Here is a 14,838-nt window from a genome sequence, read left to right as displayed (position 1 = left end):
CGATAATGGACAGCAACTCTGGAATTCCTTTTGTGAATCATAGCCGCATGAGGACGGCCTACTCCGAGCTCTTGAACGCCATCCAAGGTGCGCGCCCAGGTACGTTCGTCTGGGCATTGGCTCCTTCTGGCTCGGGCAAGAGTGAGATCAGACAAGCTATTCTTCCCGCCCTTGCCGGGAAGCAGAGCCTCTGGCCAGCTGGCACGCTTCCTTTGATATCGGTGCGTGCAATGGCCAATGATCGGGGAAAGTTCAACTCCAAGGATCTCACGCTGCGCCTCCATCACGCCGTGGTGGAACCCGACTTCGGCTGGCTGGAGAACAAGGACCGATCGGTCAGTACTGATGCGCACCATGTCCAGGCGGAGGCAGAGGTAAACAATCAGCTGTGGAAGAGAGTGAGGGCAACGCAGTCGCAGCCTAGACTGCAGCACAGCTTCGAATCTGTGGCGAAGCAACGTCAACTTAAGTACATCTTCCTGGAAGAAGCGGCAACCTTGACGATGGTGCATCTTCATCAAACCAGCTATGGGTACATGTCGAACCTTGTGCGACTGATTGAAGAGATCGGCTGCGTAATAGTGATGCTGGCTACCCACACTGCGGAGAGTTTGTGGGCGGGACACCCCGACGTCTGGAATCGATCCCGCTTCGTCTACATCCGGCCGTATAACCTGAAGAATTCCCAAGACGAGCGGGATTTCGTTGCAGTGCTGAAAGGTATCGGGCAGAGCTTCAACCTGTCCGATCCCAAGCTCCTCGTTAAGAATACTGATTTGATGTACGCCAATGGTGCTGGCGTGTTCGGTCCCACTATCGACGTCGTCCATAGGGCTGAGCTCCGCCGAAGGAATGAGGGAGCGAACAGCATCACTGAAGCGCACTTGCACGCCAGCTCCTCAAGCGAGAAGGAGCTTGGAACCGTGTGGAGCAGCGTGCTGGCCTTCAACAAGCTTGCGGATCAGAGGCCCTTGAATGGTGAGAAGAGAATTGCTGACTTCCTGAAGCGCATGGGTACGGGGGAGTAGAGCGAAAATGACTACGGCACACATGCGGTATCGGTGGACAGCACTGCCGCCAATTGCACCGATCGATGGAGGCACCGCCCAGACTGAGTCACTTGGAGGGTACTTCCAGAGGATGTGCGAAACGACCGGGTTTACAAAGACACACCTCGCAGGAGTGCTTGACAAAGTTGCGGGTCAGCCAAGAAATGGACTGAGTGAGCGAAATAGCTTCGTTGGACCAGGGCAGGTGAGCCTTAACCGCGCGCGCGCGCTAGAGCAGCTGACTAACCAACGGCTGGTCGGCTGCACGCTCTCGCCTTTCATTAATGTCCTGCAGATGCGGGATGGCGGCCTTGCTGGCATCAATCGCCGCTGGTGTCCAGAGTGCCTGCTGGAGGCTGGCGAGAGTGACGGTCTAAGTGAGAGGCTCATCTGGAACTTCCTTCACTACTCGCATTGCTCCTTGCACTCAGTCAGAATCATTGATCGCTGCCAAGAATGCGGCAACAGTCAGCAGTTGCGAAGGGGCAACGCGGCAACGTGCGCCTATTGCGGTTGCAGCCTAGCGCGCGCAGCCACGCACGAGAGGCCGAGCGCACTTCAGTCCTGGGCCAACGCCTCGATCGAGGACGTCGTACGCTGGACCGCAACCAACCCTGATGTGGTTATTCCTGCGGAGAACTATCAACGTTTCTTTGATGGGCTCCTTCAAGATGGGACATTGGATAGGCTGAAGATCGTTCATAACAGGTTCTGGAGGGATGCAATTCGCTTCAGACGAACTACCACCACTTTCAGAACGCTACTCAACCTATCCGCCATCAAATCTATTGACATCATCGGAATTTTGACCGAACCAGTTCCGGCCTCGTCGACTTCATTGTTTCCAGGCCATGAGGTGGACGGTGAGATCGCTTTTGATCTAGAGGACTGGGGGGCTCAGGCGAGGAAATTCGAAGTCGTGCTCCACGCGCTCTGCAAGGCCAATACGCGTGTGTTCCCTAGCCAGCAGTTCCTTAGCTTATTGTTGGTTTCTAAACGAAAAAGTTCTATCCACCGTGCGCCATCATTCAGCGTCTACCTAGATCTTCAGAGGCAGCCTGGCCAGGACCTTCTTGCGGGTCGGAACATGGCGAGCAGAATTATGGCCCTGTCCATGACGCTGCTTAAGAGCGGCATGCGCGAGCGGGGCGTGGCAAGTGAAGTTCTGAAGAGATTCGCCATTTCGGCAGAGATCGCTAGTGAGTGCGCCCGGACCGCAGTTCTTATTACCAAGGCCATGCGCTCTCCGGCCTTCCGAGCTTCCGGCGATCCCGTCCCGTGCCGCTGAAGAAGGCGAGAAGAAGACATCACTTCCCTGCGCAGCCGAGCGGGTTGTTCAACTGCGCGGGGTTCTACCCCGGTATCACGGACGGTTCTAAAAGAGCTGCAACCTTCTGGTCCTGCCTGGCGACCCTTCGCCGCATCCTTGGGTTATGGCGTCGCTCTATGTAGTCAAACACATCCGCTCGTGCTGCATCCAGTGTGGCGCAGTTCGTTCGATGGATCCGATCACGCTTGAGTAGCCCAAAGAGGCCTTCGCAGGCCGCGTTGTCGCCGCAATGACCCACAGCGCTCATCGAGCAGATAAGCCCGTTAGCCGCCAGATGCCCTTGGTAGTCGCGGCTGCGGAACTGGCTGCCACGATCCGAATGCAGGATTACCTCAACGCATTGGGACGATGTCGGACCATCGCTATCCGAAAGCCGAAACTAGACGCGCATTGACATCCGTAGGCCCGTCGCTTTGCCTGGCAATGCCTGCTTAAGGTTGCATCTAGAGTGAGCCAGAATCTCCCCAGAATCCGCTGGCGAGGCCGACGGGACGCCGGCTCGAATATTCATTAAGCGAATGCAACCTTCCGACCAACTCCCTCGCGAGCGCGTTAAAGCGCGCGATCTGCTGTTCAACTCGCTGATCATATCCTGGGCTACCCTTCTCGCCCGGTCTGTAGCTAAGGGTGTATCCGACTCGCACATAGTCATAGCCAGATACTTCGTTGAGCATCACTTCTAGGGCTCGCATGATGGCGTCTTGATGCGCCATCGCTTCGGGATCGAACGACCTCATATCAACTTCGTAGGACCGCCGGTCCTCAAGCAGTGCGCGAAGCTTTTTGTAAACCTGGACAGGAAACCAGTAGCCGAACTGATCGTCAATGAACTGGATGGACTCCCCGTCATGCCAAGAGAGAGTCTCGCTTATCGTTGAGACGAACGCCGCAACTCGGCGTGCCTCTTCAGCCGGGAGGAACGCTTGCGTTGGGAATTGGCTCGGGGCAGCGACTAGACGCTTCTTGTAATGCCTGAGGTCTTCCGGGCTGATTCTCGTTTGGCCGCTCGTTTGATGGGCTCGTGCATGATGGGTCCCACACAGCGGAATTAGATTGGCAGGGTCGTTGTTTTCACGATTGCCATCAATGTGATGTAGTTCAATAAAGGGGTCCTGACAGTGGGTTACCCCACAACGGTGCCCTGCCTCTACCTTTACCTGTCGCTCTACATCGGCGGGAACGTGGGGCCGTGGCCGTCCGTAGGGTTGATTCAAGACCATGCAAGCCGTTGAGTGATCTTCGCGTGGATTCTACTCGACGTAGTACAGACCTGCGCACACTCTAGATATCCAGTCCTTACCCCATCCCCCAATCATGTCCGCTGCCGGCCATAAGCAGACATCCACCCCATCCCTGATAAACATCCCTAGGCCGCAGCAGACCTCGAGCCTGCTGCGGTCAATTGGTTTTGGGGCAGACTACGCCGATGGCCTAAATTCCCCTAGGTCAGTGAGTCTAGCCCGTCCCTTCTAGACGCCTTAGGCCACTTCAAGTTGATGTATCGTCCGCACAGAAGATCCCATGCATCGCGCCCAGCAGTGCTGCAACGCGCGGGTCTGCCATGCGGTAGACGATCGACCGCGATTCCCGTCGGGTCGCTACAAGCTTTCGTTGGCGGAGTTCGGCCAGTTGCTGGGAGAGCGCCGGCTGTCGGATGCCGGTGGCGTCCTCCAGTCCGCTCACCGTCATTTCACCTTGCGCGAGCTGGCACAGCAGCAACAGGCGGGAGGGAGTGGCCATGAAGCGCAGCAGCTCGGCCACTTCGGGCACGCGCTCCTTCATCGTGGCTAGGTCAGACGGGCTGAATGGGGGGCTGGTCACAGGCAATGGCAACTTGGGCGGCTGAGGTGATGCAAACACCATGGGGAAGGCCCCAGTCTAGCATGCTTCTATAGTTGCACACCTTATGTAACTATGTAAGAATTAAGCAACCAATCCCCCCGGAGCCAGTCGTGAACCAATCCGTAGCGGTAGACGCCCCCTTGGAGCAGGCTGTCCGCGTCGTCAACGATGCCCGTGCCGGCCTGCTCCCCTCGCCTCATGTAAAGACCTTCTTCGATCCTGCCACTTTCACTGCCAGTCACGTCGTACGCGATCCATCTTCTTCAGCGTGCGCCATCATCGACAGCGTCCTTGACTTCGACATGGCCGCAGCCCGCACCTCCACTGCCTCCGCATCGGCGTTGGTGGACTACGTGCGGGCCGAGCGCCTACAGGTGCAATGGTTGCTGGAAACCCACGCGCACGCGGACCACCTCTCAGCAGCACCATGGCTGCAGGGCCAGGTGGGAGGTACGCTGGCCATCGGCGAGCGCATCACCACTGTCCAGGAAACCTTCGGCAAAGTCTTCAATGCCGGCACTGCATTTAAGCGGGATGGCAGCCAGTTTGATCGGCTGTTCGCCGATGGTGCCTCCTTCCGCATCGGTAATCTCCAGGCGATGTCGCTGCACGTGCCGGGCCACACCCCCGCTTGTATGGCGTACGTGATCGGCGACGCCGTATTTCCTGGAGACACGCTGTTCATGCCGGACTACGGCACCGCCCGCTGCGATTTTCCAGGTGGTTCCGCCCGCCAGTTGTATCGCTCGATCCAGCGCCTTCTGTCCCTGCCCGACGCCACCCGCGTCTTCTTGTGCCATGACTACAAGGCCACCGGTCGAAACCATTTCGTATGGGAAACAACCATCCGTGCCGAAAGGACAACCAACCTGCATGTGCACGAGGGCGTGACCGAAGCCATGTTCGTGGAAATGCGGGAAGCCCGTGACGCGACGCTCCCGATGCCGCGACTGATCCTGCCTTCAGTGCAGGTCAACATGTGCGCCGGCCATCTGCCGGAACCCGAGGACAACGGCGTGCGCTACCTCAAGCTGCCGGTGGACCTGCTATGACGCTCTCTCATTTGGCTTGGTACTGGCCACTCGCTGGCGGTGCCATGATTGGAACAGCGGCCGGTGCCTATCTGGTCCTTCTCGGCCGCGTTGCCGGCATCTCGGGTCTACTTGCCAAGACACTGGGCATGCCGGGTGACGGCGGACGCGGAAGTGCAGCCCTATTCCTGGCGGGACTTGCCCTGGCGTCAGGCTTGGCATTGGCGGCCAGGCCCATACTATTGCCGGCGCTCTCCGCAAACGGAGCAGTGGTATTGGTGATTGCCGGACTGCTGGTGGGTTACGGAACTCGCCTTGGCGCTGGCTGTACCAGTGGGCACGGTGTCTGCGGCCTGGGCAGGGGATCGTCGCGGTCGGTGGTGGCTACCTGCGTGTTCATGCTCATGGGCATGGCCACGGCGACCCTGGTACGGATTGTGGCGGGGGGCACGGCATGATCCGTCTCGCCGCGTTCCTGTGCGGCGCACTCTTCGGACTGGGACTGGTCGTATCCGGTATGGCCAACCCAGCCCGCGTGCTTGCTTTCCTTGATGTGAGCGACGCCTGGGACCCCTCCCTGGCGCTGGTCATGCTGGGCGCACTGATCCCTTCCGGCGCAGCCTACCTGTGGATACGCGCCCGCAGAACGCCGCTGCTTGCCGTATCGCTGCACATTCCCACCCATCGCATCATCGATCGGCGCCTGGTGATCGGTGCGGCGATATTCGGCCTGGGTTGGGGTCTGGCCGGACTATGTCCCGGCCCAGCCATCGCGTTGCTGGGAACCGGCCAGCCCTTCGCGATCATCTTCGCCACGGCAATGATCGCTGGCGTGCTCCTGCATGGCCTCATTCACCGCCCCACTGCAACTACGGGAAAACCATGAACCTCAAGCCACTCTCCGCTAGCCTCAAGGTGTCCGGCCAGCTCCTGCCAAAGGACATTGAAGCCCTGAAGGAGCAGGGCTTTGCGAGCGTGATCTGCAACCGCCCCGACGATGAACAGCCGGAGCAGCCCAGTCACCATGCGCTGCAGGCCGCCTGCCACCAGGCGGGCATGCAGTTTGCCTATCTTCCTGCGCTGCCTGGCGTCATTACCGATGATCAGGTGCATACCTTTGCCAAGTTGATCGAAGCGCTGCCAAGCCCTGTTGCCGCGTACTGCAGAACCGGCACCCGTGCTGCGATGCTTTGGGCGCTGTCGGAAGTCGTTCACAATGGAGCGGCGTTTGACCACGTCCTGTCTGTTGCTTCGGATGCAGGCTATGACCTTTCTTCCATCGCAACACGGCTGCAGCAAGGCCCGGCGTCCGGCGACTGACATATGGAAGCGCTATCTCTGCTGCAGTTGGTTCTGGGCGGCCTGTCTGGCGTCCTGGTCGGTTTCGTCCTGGGCGTGGTCGGTGGGGGCGGATCCATCCTGGCGGTACCACTGATGCTCTACGTGGTCGGAGTGGGAGATCCGCATGTGGCTATCGGCACCAGCGCCCTGGCAGTAGCGGTCAATGCGGTGTCGAATCTGGTGATACATGCCCGTAGAGGGAACGTTCGCTGGCCTTGTGCCTCGGTCTTCGCTCTGGCGGGGATCGCGGGCGCATACCTGGGTTCCAGCTTGGGCAAGGCTTTCGACGGCAGGAGCCTGTTGGCGCTGTTTGCTGTGGCTATGATCGTTGTCGGCATCGCCATGCTTCGCAGGCGCAACACGCCTGGACTCACGGACGCTCGGCTCGGCAGAGGCAACGCGCCCGCGCTGATTGGGCTGGGCGCCACCGCCGGCGGGCTTTCTGGCTTCTTTGGCATTGGCGGAGGCTTTCTCATCGTGCCCGCACTGGTGGCCGCGACGGGCATGCCGATGATCGCCGCAGTCGGAAGCTCGCTCGTCGCCGTCGCCGCATTTGGCATGACCACCGCACTGAACTACGCGCGTACAGGTCTGGTCAACTGGAAGCTCGCGGCAGTTTTCGTCGTTGCCGGCGTGGCTGGCGGTATTGCAGGTGCAGCAACTTCGACGAAGCTGGCCAACTATCGTGGAGCTCTGAACACGGTATTTGCAGTACTGATCTTCATTACTGCCGCATACGTGCTGTGGAAGGTGAGCTGACCGGATGTGCTCCAGACCACAGCCGAGCACTGATAGCCAGCGCAGCGCTTCAAAGGCTTTGATAGGAAGATACTACGAACGGTGGTCCACATCTTCCAGAGTCAAATAAGATGCGACGGCTCGAAGCGCCTCGCGATCAGCTTCGAAATCCATGGCCAATAGGCCGCGCTCCAACGCGATGCGGGCATGCGCCTGTGATGCGACTCTTGTCGCTTCATTCGAGGACCCTGCCAACGCTGCGAAGGCCTTCTGCAGCCGGATACTGACCTCCAGGGACGCGGCGGCATCCCTGGCAATCGGAGTGAACGCGTCCTCAAACATGTCGCGTACGTCGAGACACTGCACGTGCACGCGCGGATACAGCACCTCGCCTGTCGCAGCGTCCCCTGCGTGGCTGGACCATGCACAGAGCAGCCTGACACATGTCCCGATGACGTCGATGCAGGTCCCAGGGTCGTTCACCGCAGGTGACATGGCTCGCTGCGCAATTTCCGCAAGCACGACCAGCCCGAACCGTGGGTCATTTTCGATGGAGCGCGCGTCGCTAAAGGAAATGGCTGAGATCACTTCACTCTGTACTTCAGGAAGTAGATTTCCCTCGATGGCTATCAACGGACGGGTTGGGGTTGCGAACGTACCCGGCTGGCAGAGCAGATGAACGCGTAGATCATGTTCCTGCGCAATGGCGTTGATCCGCCCGACATCCACGTGTTCAACGTAGGCCACCTGATCGCCGACCAGCTGCACCGCCCCCTCTCCTACCCGAACCGCACTGGCTCCGCCGAGCGAAGGCTCCTCGGCGCGGCGCTTCATTGCCACTTGGGTCGCCCGCTCCACCAGATCGATGGTTTCGCCGACGCGGCCAAAGCGTGAGAACTGCTCGATAGCCCGGAGCAACGTCACTGTGATGACGATGATGACCGCGATGGTTGCCCCGAACAGTACAAGCCGGCCGCTATCTCCGTAGATGCCGGTGCTGAGCGCGATGAGGCCCACGATCGAGAACAGGAAGGCACCAATGAAGGTGGCCAGCGCACCTTGGGCCCGGGTGTCTTCGATCAGCAGGCGGGCCGCGCGCGGGGTGGCGCTGTTGGACGCGGACCCGTATGCCGAGACCATGGTGGACAGCGAGAAGGTGGTTACCGTCAGCATCGACGCGGCAAGAATGCCAAGAATGTTGCCGACGGAATCTGCGCCGATCCGTGCGGCAAGGCCGACTGGAATGAGGAACTTCAGGAACGCGCCCGCCAACGCCGTGATGATGCCTAGGGCGCCATACAGGGTCGAGCGGAACCACATCCGCTTTGTAACTTTGCTGGCTGCAAGCCTCAATCTGGTGAGCATGGGCTACTTCCTGGGAAGTTCGACCATCAATAGCACGGCCGGGCGCCGAGGCCACGTCAACGCAGGGTCATGCCCGACCCAAGGCAGATGCCGCTACTCCGGGCGGCATCTGTGTGCAGATTCTACGAGCGCACCTTGTCCAGGAACTGACGGTGGCGCTCGTATTGATCGAGCACATCGTGGATGAGTTGAACCTTGGTCCATCCCATGACGTCGTAGTCCTGCCCGCCCTCCCGCAGATATACCTCCGCACGGTAATGACGGGTACCCTCGCTGACCGGCCGACGGGGATCCTGCAGGGCGAACGTCGGCGGCTCATAGGGCTGGGGCCGTACCGAGTAGAAGAAGTCCATCTCCTCGCCATGGCCAACCTGCAGCCACGCACGACCATCCTCCCCCTTGGAAACTTGGACCGGCAGATCCTGCTTGCGCAGCTCAGCCGCAACCTCTTCCAATGCTGGGATGACACGCTGCTCGATGAAGCCGGTCACCTCGATCTTCAACGGATTGTGCGCCAGCAGGCGCAGGCGCGCCCGCCAATCCTCGCTGGTACCCGGCAAGATACGTGCCTCGCGCAGGATCGAGCGCTTGGTTGCATCCAGATGCATGGCCTTCAGCAGTCCCCAGCACATCAGGATCATGACGATCGTAAATGGCAACGCACTGGCAATGGTGGCCGCCTGCAATGATTCCAAGCCGCCGGCCACCAGCAGGGCAATCGCAAGGCCGCCGACCAGCAGCGCCCAGAAGATCCGCTGCCAGACCGGCGATTCCTCCTCACCCTTTGAGGTAAGCATGTCGATTACCAGGGCACCGGAGTCCGCTGAGGTTACGAAGAACAGCGCAACCAGGATGACCGCCAGCGAAGAGGTCAGCATGGTCAGCGGCAGGTGCTCCAGGAACTCGAAGAGCGCCATCGAGCTGTCGGTTGAGACCGCCTGCACCAACTGCTGGATGCCCTCCGCCCGCACCATGTGCAACGCGGTGTTGCCGTAGATGGTCATCCAGAGGAATGTGAAGCCAAGCGGCACAAGCAACACCCCCACCACGAACTCACGGACGGTGCGTCCACGTGAGATGCGTGCGATGAACATGCCAACGAAGGGCGACCAGGCAATCCACCAGCCCCAGTAGAACAGCGTCCAGCCACCCAGCCAACCCGTGGGTTCGTAGGCATAAAGGTTGAAGGTCATCGAGAACAGCTGGGAAACGTACATGCCGGTGTTCTGCACCAGTGCCTGCATCAGGTGCATGGTGGGTCCACAGACCAGCACGAAGGCCAGCAACGCTGCCGCCAGGATCATGTTGAGCTCGGACAGCCTGCGTACGCCGCTGTCCAGGCCAGCCACGACCGAGCCGGTCGCCACCAGTGTGATGACGGTGATCAAGCCAACCTGGACGAGCGTACTGACCTCCAGGCCGAACAGGTAGTTCAGGCCGGCGTTGATCTGCATGACGCCCAGCCCCAGCGAGGTGGCCAGGCCGAAGATGGTACCCAGCGCGGCGAACGTGTCTACAGCATGCCCCAACGGGCCGTGGATACGATCGCCGATGAGCGGATACAGTGCGGATCGGACACGCAGCGGGAGATTGTGCCGGTAGGCAAAGTACGCCAGCGACAGCGCTACCACTGCGTAGATCGCCCATGCGTGGATGCCCCAGTGGAAGAAGGTGATGCGCATGGCCTGGCGGGCAGCTGCGGCCGACTCGGGCGAGCCGACCGGCGGCGTGGCGTAGTGCATGATGGGCTCGGCAACGCCGAAGAACATCAGACCGATGCCCATGCCGGCAGCGAACAACATGGCGAACCAGGAGCCGTAGCTGTAGTCCGGCGTACTGTGGTCAGGGCCGAGTTTGATGCGGCCGTAACTGCTGATGGCGACGCCGACGACGAAGACCAGGAAGCCGGCCACCGCAAGGATGGTGAACCAGCCTGCATCATTGGCAGCCCATGACTTGGCCGCGGTGAACCACCGCGTGGCCATTTCGGGCGCGAAGGCGGCAAGCGCCAGCAGCGCGATGACGATGGCTGCCGTGGGAATGAACACCTGCGGAAGGATCCGCTGGCGAACGGGGGGATGTTGCGGAGCCGTGCTCTGCATGGATACCTCCGTGTTATTGGGTGGAAAAACCTGCGGCTTGCGCGAGGCCGATCAGAAGTAGAAGCCGATATTGAGGTTCAGCCGCGAATGCCAGCTGGAAGGGCCTCCTTCGTCGATGCCGATACCATCACCACCAGCAAACCACATGTTGCGGCCAGCGATCCAGTCGACATAGGTGAGCATGATGCCTTTCTGCAGGCTGCAACCGGTCACGTTCTGCCACGAATCACGAAGGCCCGCGCGGTGCCCGACCGGGCGGGTCATGCTGAGGTTGTTATAGCAGGTGATGTCATCCAGCCAGCCCTTCTGGCCGAACGAATAGGCGATGTTGGCGCTTGGCACATCCGCCTGCGCTGCAACCTGGAAGGGGGATTGGAACGCCGACATTGCGATGCGATCTCCGGGCACGGCATACCGGTACCGCGCCCACTGCAACTGCGCGGTCCAACCATCGCGCTGCCACTGTGCGTGGAGGGCCGCGCCCTGATGACCGTAGTGACGCCGTGTCTGAGTGTTCTGCACCTTGCCAGCAAACGCTGATGCGCCCAGCAACAGTTCGCCGCCGCCCCAGTCGCGCGCGCTCTCCACGCGTGCATGCAGTCGTTGCCGCTCGCGATACGGCAACGCCTCGGTCTGCGCGACATCAAAGGAGTAGCGATCGTAGCGAGCCCCGGACCCGTATTCGTCTCCGGAGAACCAGCCAAGATGCCAAGTTGTGCTGCCGCTGCGGTGAATCACCACAAGGCCCGGATCGTAATCATCCTCGATGCCCAGGTAGTAGCCGGAGCCGAACCAGAAACTCTGCGAAACGGTGGGGAGCAGCCCGAACGGGACTTGCTGGATACCTGCCTTGAGCTGGGTAGCATCGGAGAACTGCCAGCCCGCGTAGGCGTGATGCACGGCGTCGAAGCCATCGTACCAGCGGTATTGGGCAGAGAAGGAAAACGGTCCGGTTCCAGCGTCAAGGTCTGCACGCAGCAGTTCAAGCTGCAGGCGGCTGGACGGCCCGTAGTCGAGCCAGCCATAGTTGAACCTGACGGCGCCTCCTGGATCAAAGTAAGGATCTCTATGGAGGTTATCCTCAGAAGCATCTGCAGCCAGCGAAGTTCCCGCCAACGCGGCAGCGACAATGAAGGGAATTGATCTCACGGTTATGCGTCTTGCCTCCCTGATCTGCTACGGAAAGCGCTTGAGTCTAACGTCGATTCATCCAATGCCTCAAACTGGCGATCTCAAAGAACTCTTGGCAACGCCACAGCAATCACTCACGGCGCGTCTTTAGTCCTCAGGTCCATATGCCACGTGAAAATCATGTGTAGTGAGAGAGTAGCTAACACGATCCACTTTTTAGTAGTCGATCCTGAGATTGAGCGACTCATAGTGGACATGGAGTGACACGCAATGTCATTTGAGAATAGGCTAGGGCCTCGACATCGGGGAAGAATTCATGACTATTGATATCAGCGGCCTTTCTGCCAAGGAACTTCGCTCACTGATTGCTCAGGCGGAGAAGCAGCAGTCCAAGGTGCTGTCACGCCCTAAGGCCACAGCGATGCGCGCCAAGATCAACAAGTACGTCAAGGATCATGGATACACGATAGAGGAACTCTACGGCGCTTCATTGATCGTGCCCTCCGAAACCGCCAAGAAGCGAGGTGATCGGAGGCCTGCCAAATCGACAGTGTCCAAGATCGCTCCCAAGTACCGCAATCCTGCAGTGCGCGGCCAGACGTGGTCCGGTCGAGGGCGGCAACCGCGATGGATAGCCGAGCTGGTAGCAAGTGGAAAATCACTGAATGACTTCCTGATCAAGTAGTGATAGCGAGGTAGCCGCACACCGGTACCGCAGCAAGTCCTGAGAATCATTAGTCATCAGATCGAACAGGATGCTGGTGCGCGGAATGCCCTGCCAGGTAGGCGATCAAAGATTTCAGCTAGTCGCAGTTGATGTGACAGCGGGCGAACAGCAGGCGCTCCCCCTTGCCTTTGGAGAGTGGGCTCAGGCAGCAATGATTGCAGTATCCACTTCTGGCCGACAGCTGCCCTCCGATCTGGCAGGATCCGCTTCCTAGCGGGGATTCGACGCTGCCCGGTCTCGCCGCGCTCGCAGATCCGGGTCATCATCGAACATTCCAACCGCATGGCGGCGCGCGTAGCCGAACTGGTGCCGCGCCAACGCGACCTGACCCATGCGATTAACCTGCCCAGGCGGCCAGCAGGCCAAGCCAGCCGGCGCGGGCCAAGCCCAGCAACACCCCAACCTGGCTGCTGGCTGGGCCTGGAAGCAACTGGCACAAGGCCACCAGATCCGAGTAGCTACGGTCCGTCAGCCACCGGCGGCGCTCGACAAACTCGAGGCGGAAGTAGCTCAGATGGGCAATCGGGCCACCGAACGAGGTCAGTCCCAGTCATAGGAACACCAGAAAGTCACGCCACGCACTTTCGCTTTTTGCGGGATGGAGCGTCGGCATGGGGCAGAATCTCCGGTTGTTCTCAAAGGCGGCCAGCCCGGCCCAGCACCCAGATTAGGTCGCCGGGCCTCCCCTGTGCTCGGCCACCAACTCTCCATCTTCCTTCCGGAATGGTCCGGGAAGCTTCGGCAGGATATCCAGCACCAGTTCGGAAGGCCGGCACAGGCGCGTGCCATTATCGGTTTGCACGAAAGGACGATTGATGAGTATTGGGTGCGCCAGCATGGCATCAAGCAACGCGTCGTCGCTCAGTGCCGCATCGCCCAGTGCTAGCTCGTCATAAGGAGTGCCCTTCTGCCGGATGGCGTCGCGCACGCTCAAGCCCGCGGCCCTAATGAGGTCGACCAGGCGCGCGCGGCTGGGCGGGTGGGCCAGGTAGTCGATCACTTCCGGCTCGATCCCGGCGAAGCGGATCATCGCCAGAGTGTTGCGCGAGGTGCCGCACTTGGGGTTGTGGTAGATGACCGCGTTCACGCACTTTCCTCCTCGTTAAAAACAGTTTCCACCACCCCTGCAGCGGCCGCCAACGCCGCCGCCTCGATGGCCCCCTTGCGCTCGCTGTAACGGTCCACCAGGTAGTCGCTGCGCCCACGCACCAGCAGGGTGAGCTTGACCAGTTCCTCCATGACGTCCACCACGCGATCGTAGTACGCCGAAGGCTTCATTCGACCTTCGTCGTCGAACTCCTGCCAGGCCTTGGCGACCGAGGACTGGTTGGGGATCGTCACCATCCGCATCCACCGGCCGAGCACACGCAGCGCGTTGACGACGTTGAACGACTGCGAACCGCCGCAGACCTGCATCACGGCCAGCGTGCGGCCTTGGGTGGGGCGCACGCTGCCCTCTTCCAGTGGCAGCCAGTCGATCTGGTTCTTGAATACCGCAGTAAGGGTGCCATGGCGTTCCGGGCTGACCCACACGTGGCCCTCCGACCACAGCGAGGCCTGGCGCAGCTCCTGCACCTTTGGGTGGGTGGCTGGCACCGACTCAAGCATCGGCAGCTCGTGTGGATCGAACAGGCGGGTTTCCGCCCCGAGCTGTTCCAGCAGCCGCTGCGCCTCCAGCGCCAGCTTGCGGCTGAACGACTGAGGCCGCAGCGAGCCGTACAGGATCAGGATGCGCGGGCGGTGCGGCTGCGCGGCCGGGTCGTTGAGCTTGGTGGCCGTCGGAATGTCCAAGGCACCTGGGACCAAGTTGGGGATCTGCTGCACGGGGTTGTCCTACGGAATCGATTCTATTATTCTAGAATCATGGAACATAACACTGCAACCCACGCTCTTGCTGCCTTGGGCCACGCCACCCGCCTGTCGATCTTCCGCCTGCTTGTACAGGCCGGCAGCGGCGGCAAGCTGGCCGGTGACATTGCCCAGACGCTCTGCTTGCCTGGCGCCACGCTCTCCTTCCACCTGAAGGAACTGTTGGCTGCGGGCCTGATCAGCGCCGAGCAACGTGGTCGGACGATCTGCTACCGGGCCGAGTTCGAGGCGATGACCGCATTGGTGGCCTATCTCACGGAGAACTGTTGTGCCGACGAACAGGCCTGCGAACGACCCGTTGGCTGCTGACCAA

Annotated in this window: 16 protein-coding genes and 1 pseudogene; 9 read left to right on the top strand and 8 right to left on the bottom strand. The window is 60.4% G+C overall.

Annotated elements, in window-relative coordinates:
• The first annotated feature begins 5 nt into the window (after positions 1–5).
• A complete protein-coding gene (locus AC5P7F_RS12630) occupies positions 6–1,028 on the top strand; it encodes a P-loop NTPase family protein (RefSeq protein WP_228354996.1) in 1,023 nt (340 codons plus the stop codon).
• A gap of 7 nt (positions 1,029–1,035) precedes the next feature.
• Positions 1,036–2,337, top strand: a complete 1,302-nt coding sequence (locus AC5P7F_RS12625; protein ID WP_478414420.1) for a TniQ family protein — start codon at positions 1,036–1,038, stop codon at positions 2,335–2,337.
• 64 nt (positions 2,338–2,401) lie between these two features.
• On the opposite strand, the pseudogene AC5P7F_RS12620 reads toward AC5P7F_RS12625, so the two are convergent.
• Positions 2,402–2,713: pseudogene (locus tag AC5P7F_RS12620) on the bottom strand (IS3 family transposase); the annotation flags it as partial.
• 1,154 nt (positions 2,714–3,867) lie between these two features.
• Entirely contained in the window at positions 3,868–4,161 is a 294-nt protein-coding gene (locus AC5P7F_RS12615) for an ArsR/SmtB family transcription factor (RefSeq protein ID WP_021202108.1), read from the bottom strand.
• Between the two features lie 242 nt (positions 4,162–4,403).
• Between AC5P7F_RS12615 and AC5P7F_RS12610 the strand changes: the two genes are divergently transcribed.
• The 5 genes from AC5P7F_RS12610 to AC5P7F_RS12590 are packed head-to-tail and all read left to right on the top strand — an operon-like array spanning position 4,404 to position 7,352.
• A complete protein-coding gene (locus AC5P7F_RS12610; RefSeq protein WP_228355387.1) occupies positions 4,404–5,273 on the top strand; it encodes an MBL fold metallo-hydrolase in 870 nt (289 codons plus the stop codon).
• Positions 5,270–5,710 (top strand): YeeE/YedE family protein, encoded by a 441-nt coding sequence (locus AC5P7F_RS12605; protein ID WP_100441042.1) that lies wholly within the window; start codon positions 5,270–5,272, stop codon positions 5,708–5,710. Before AC5P7F_RS12610 ends, AC5P7F_RS12605 begins: the two co-directional genes overlap by 4 nt.
• Positions 5,707–6,138 (top strand): DUF6691 family protein, encoded by a 432-nt coding sequence (locus AC5P7F_RS12600; protein ID WP_228354995.1) that lies wholly within the window; start codon positions 5,707–5,709, stop codon positions 6,136–6,138. The genes AC5P7F_RS12605 and AC5P7F_RS12600 overlap by 4 nt, the downstream gene beginning before the upstream one ends.
• A complete protein-coding gene (locus AC5P7F_RS12595; protein ID WP_065178729.1) occupies positions 6,135–6,572 on the top strand; it encodes a protein tyrosine phosphatase family protein in 438 nt (145 codons plus the stop codon). Before AC5P7F_RS12600 ends, AC5P7F_RS12595 begins: the two co-directional genes overlap by 4 nt.
• Before the next feature lie 18 nt (positions 6,573–6,590).
• Entirely contained in the window at positions 6,591–7,352 is a 762-nt protein-coding gene (locus AC5P7F_RS12590) for a sulfite exporter TauE/SafE family protein (protein ID WP_081280900.1), read from the top strand.
• Positions 7,353–7,424: 72 nt separating this feature from the next.
• Here AC5P7F_RS12590 and AC5P7F_RS12585 read toward each other — a convergent pair whose 3' ends face one another.
• From AC5P7F_RS12585 to AC5P7F_RS12575, 3 genes are all read right to left on the bottom strand, one after another.
• The gene (locus tag AC5P7F_RS12585; protein ID WP_005420848.1) at positions 7,425–8,696 is read right to left on the bottom strand and encodes a DUF2254 domain-containing protein; all 1,272 of its coding nucleotides are present in this window, start codon (positions 8,694–8,696) and stop codon (positions 7,425–7,427) included.
• Positions 8,697–8,818: 122 nt separating this feature from the next.
• Positions 8,819–10,798 carry a BCCT family transporter gene (locus AC5P7F_RS12580; RefSeq protein WP_481462443.1) on the bottom strand — a complete coding sequence of 660 codons (1,980 nt, stop codon included), beginning with the start codon at positions 10,796–10,798 and terminating at the stop codon, positions 8,819–8,821.
• A gap of 51 nt (positions 10,799–10,849) precedes the next feature.
• Positions 10,850–11,947, bottom strand: a complete 1,098-nt coding sequence (locus AC5P7F_RS12575; protein ID WP_228354993.1) for a hypothetical protein — start codon at positions 11,945–11,947, stop codon at positions 10,850–10,852.
• Positions 11,948–12,245: 298 nt separating this feature from the next.
• On the opposite strand from AC5P7F_RS12575, the gene AC5P7F_RS12570 reads away from it, so the two are divergent.
• Positions 12,246–12,614 carry an H-NS histone family protein gene (locus tag AC5P7F_RS12570; protein ID WP_065178724.1) on the top strand — a complete coding sequence of 123 codons (369 nt, stop codon included), beginning with the start codon at positions 12,246–12,248 and terminating at the stop codon, positions 12,612–12,614.
• A 379-nt stretch (positions 12,615–12,993) separates the two neighbouring features.
• Here the strand turns inward: AC5P7F_RS12570 and AC5P7F_RS12565 are convergent, their stop codons facing one another.
• From AC5P7F_RS12565 to arsH, 3 genes are all read right to left on the bottom strand, one after another.
• A complete protein-coding gene (locus tag AC5P7F_RS12565; protein ID WP_428993198.1) occupies positions 12,994–13,170 on the bottom strand; it encodes a chromate transporter in 177 nt (58 codons plus the stop codon).
• Positions 13,171–13,323: 153 nt separating this feature from the next.
• Positions 13,324–13,743, bottom strand: a complete 420-nt coding sequence (arsC, locus tag AC5P7F_RS12560) for an arsenate reductase (glutaredoxin) (RefSeq protein WP_065178723.1) — start codon at positions 13,741–13,743, stop codon at positions 13,324–13,326.
• Positions 13,740–14,480 carry an arsenical resistance protein ArsH gene (arsH, locus tag AC5P7F_RS12555; protein ID WP_481462442.1) on the bottom strand — a complete coding sequence of 247 codons (741 nt, stop codon included), beginning with the start codon at positions 14,478–14,480 and terminating at the stop codon, positions 13,740–13,742. The genes arsC and arsH overlap by 4 nt, the downstream gene beginning before the upstream one ends.
• Before the next feature lie 39 nt (positions 14,481–14,519).
• Between arsH and AC5P7F_RS12550 the strand changes: the two genes are divergently transcribed.
• Complete coding sequence (locus AC5P7F_RS12550; RefSeq protein ID WP_065178721.1) at positions 14,520–14,834, top strand: ArsR/SmtB family transcription factor; 315 nt, start codon at positions 14,520–14,522, stop codon at positions 14,832–14,834.
• Positions 14,835–14,838 lie beyond the last annotated feature (4 nt).

This window comes from Stenotrophomonas sp. YJH_SMC_105-26 (assembly GCF_059368915.1).
This window is presented reverse-complemented; position numbering and strand designations above follow the sequence as displayed.

Excerpts from the sequence above, each read along its gene's own strand:
- AC5P7F_RS12600 (WP_228354995.1), top strand. The coding sequence starts at position 5,707 with ATGATCCGTCTCGCCGCGTTCCTGTGCGGCGCACTCTTCGGACTGGGA.
- AC5P7F_RS12605 (WP_100441042.1), top strand. The coding sequence starts at position 5,270 with ATGACGCTCTCTCATTTGGCTTGGTACTGGCCACTCGCTGGCGGTGCC.
- AC5P7F_RS12625 (WP_478414420.1), top strand. The coding sequence starts at position 1,036 with ATGACTACGGCACACATGCGGTATCGGTGGACAGCACTGCCGCCAATT.
- AC5P7F_RS12615 (WP_021202108.1), bottom strand. The coding sequence starts at position 4,161 with ATGAAGGAGCGCGTGCCCGAAGTGGCCGAGCTGCTGCGCTTCATGGCC.
- AC5P7F_RS12630 (WP_228354996.1), top strand. The coding sequence starts at position 6 with ATGGACAGCAACTCTGGAATTCCTTTTGTGAATCATAGCCGCATGAGG.
- AC5P7F_RS12580 (WP_481462443.1), bottom strand. The coding sequence starts at position 10,798 with ATGCAGAGCACGGCTCCGCAACATCCCCCCGTTCGCCAGCGGATCCTT.
- AC5P7F_RS12595 (WP_065178729.1), top strand. The coding sequence starts at position 6,135 with ATGAACCTCAAGCCACTCTCCGCTAGCCTCAAGGTGTCCGGCCAGCTC.
- AC5P7F_RS12585 (WP_005420848.1), bottom strand. The coding sequence starts at position 8,696 with ATGCTCACCAGATTGAGGCTTGCAGCCAGCAAAGTTACAAAGCGGATG.
- AC5P7F_RS12550 (WP_065178721.1), top strand. The coding sequence starts at position 14,520 with ATGGAACATAACACTGCAACCCACGCTCTTGCTGCCTTGGGCCACGCC.
- AC5P7F_RS12570 (WP_065178724.1), top strand. The coding sequence starts at position 12,246 with ATGACTATTGATATCAGCGGCCTTTCTGCCAAGGAACTTCGCTCACTG.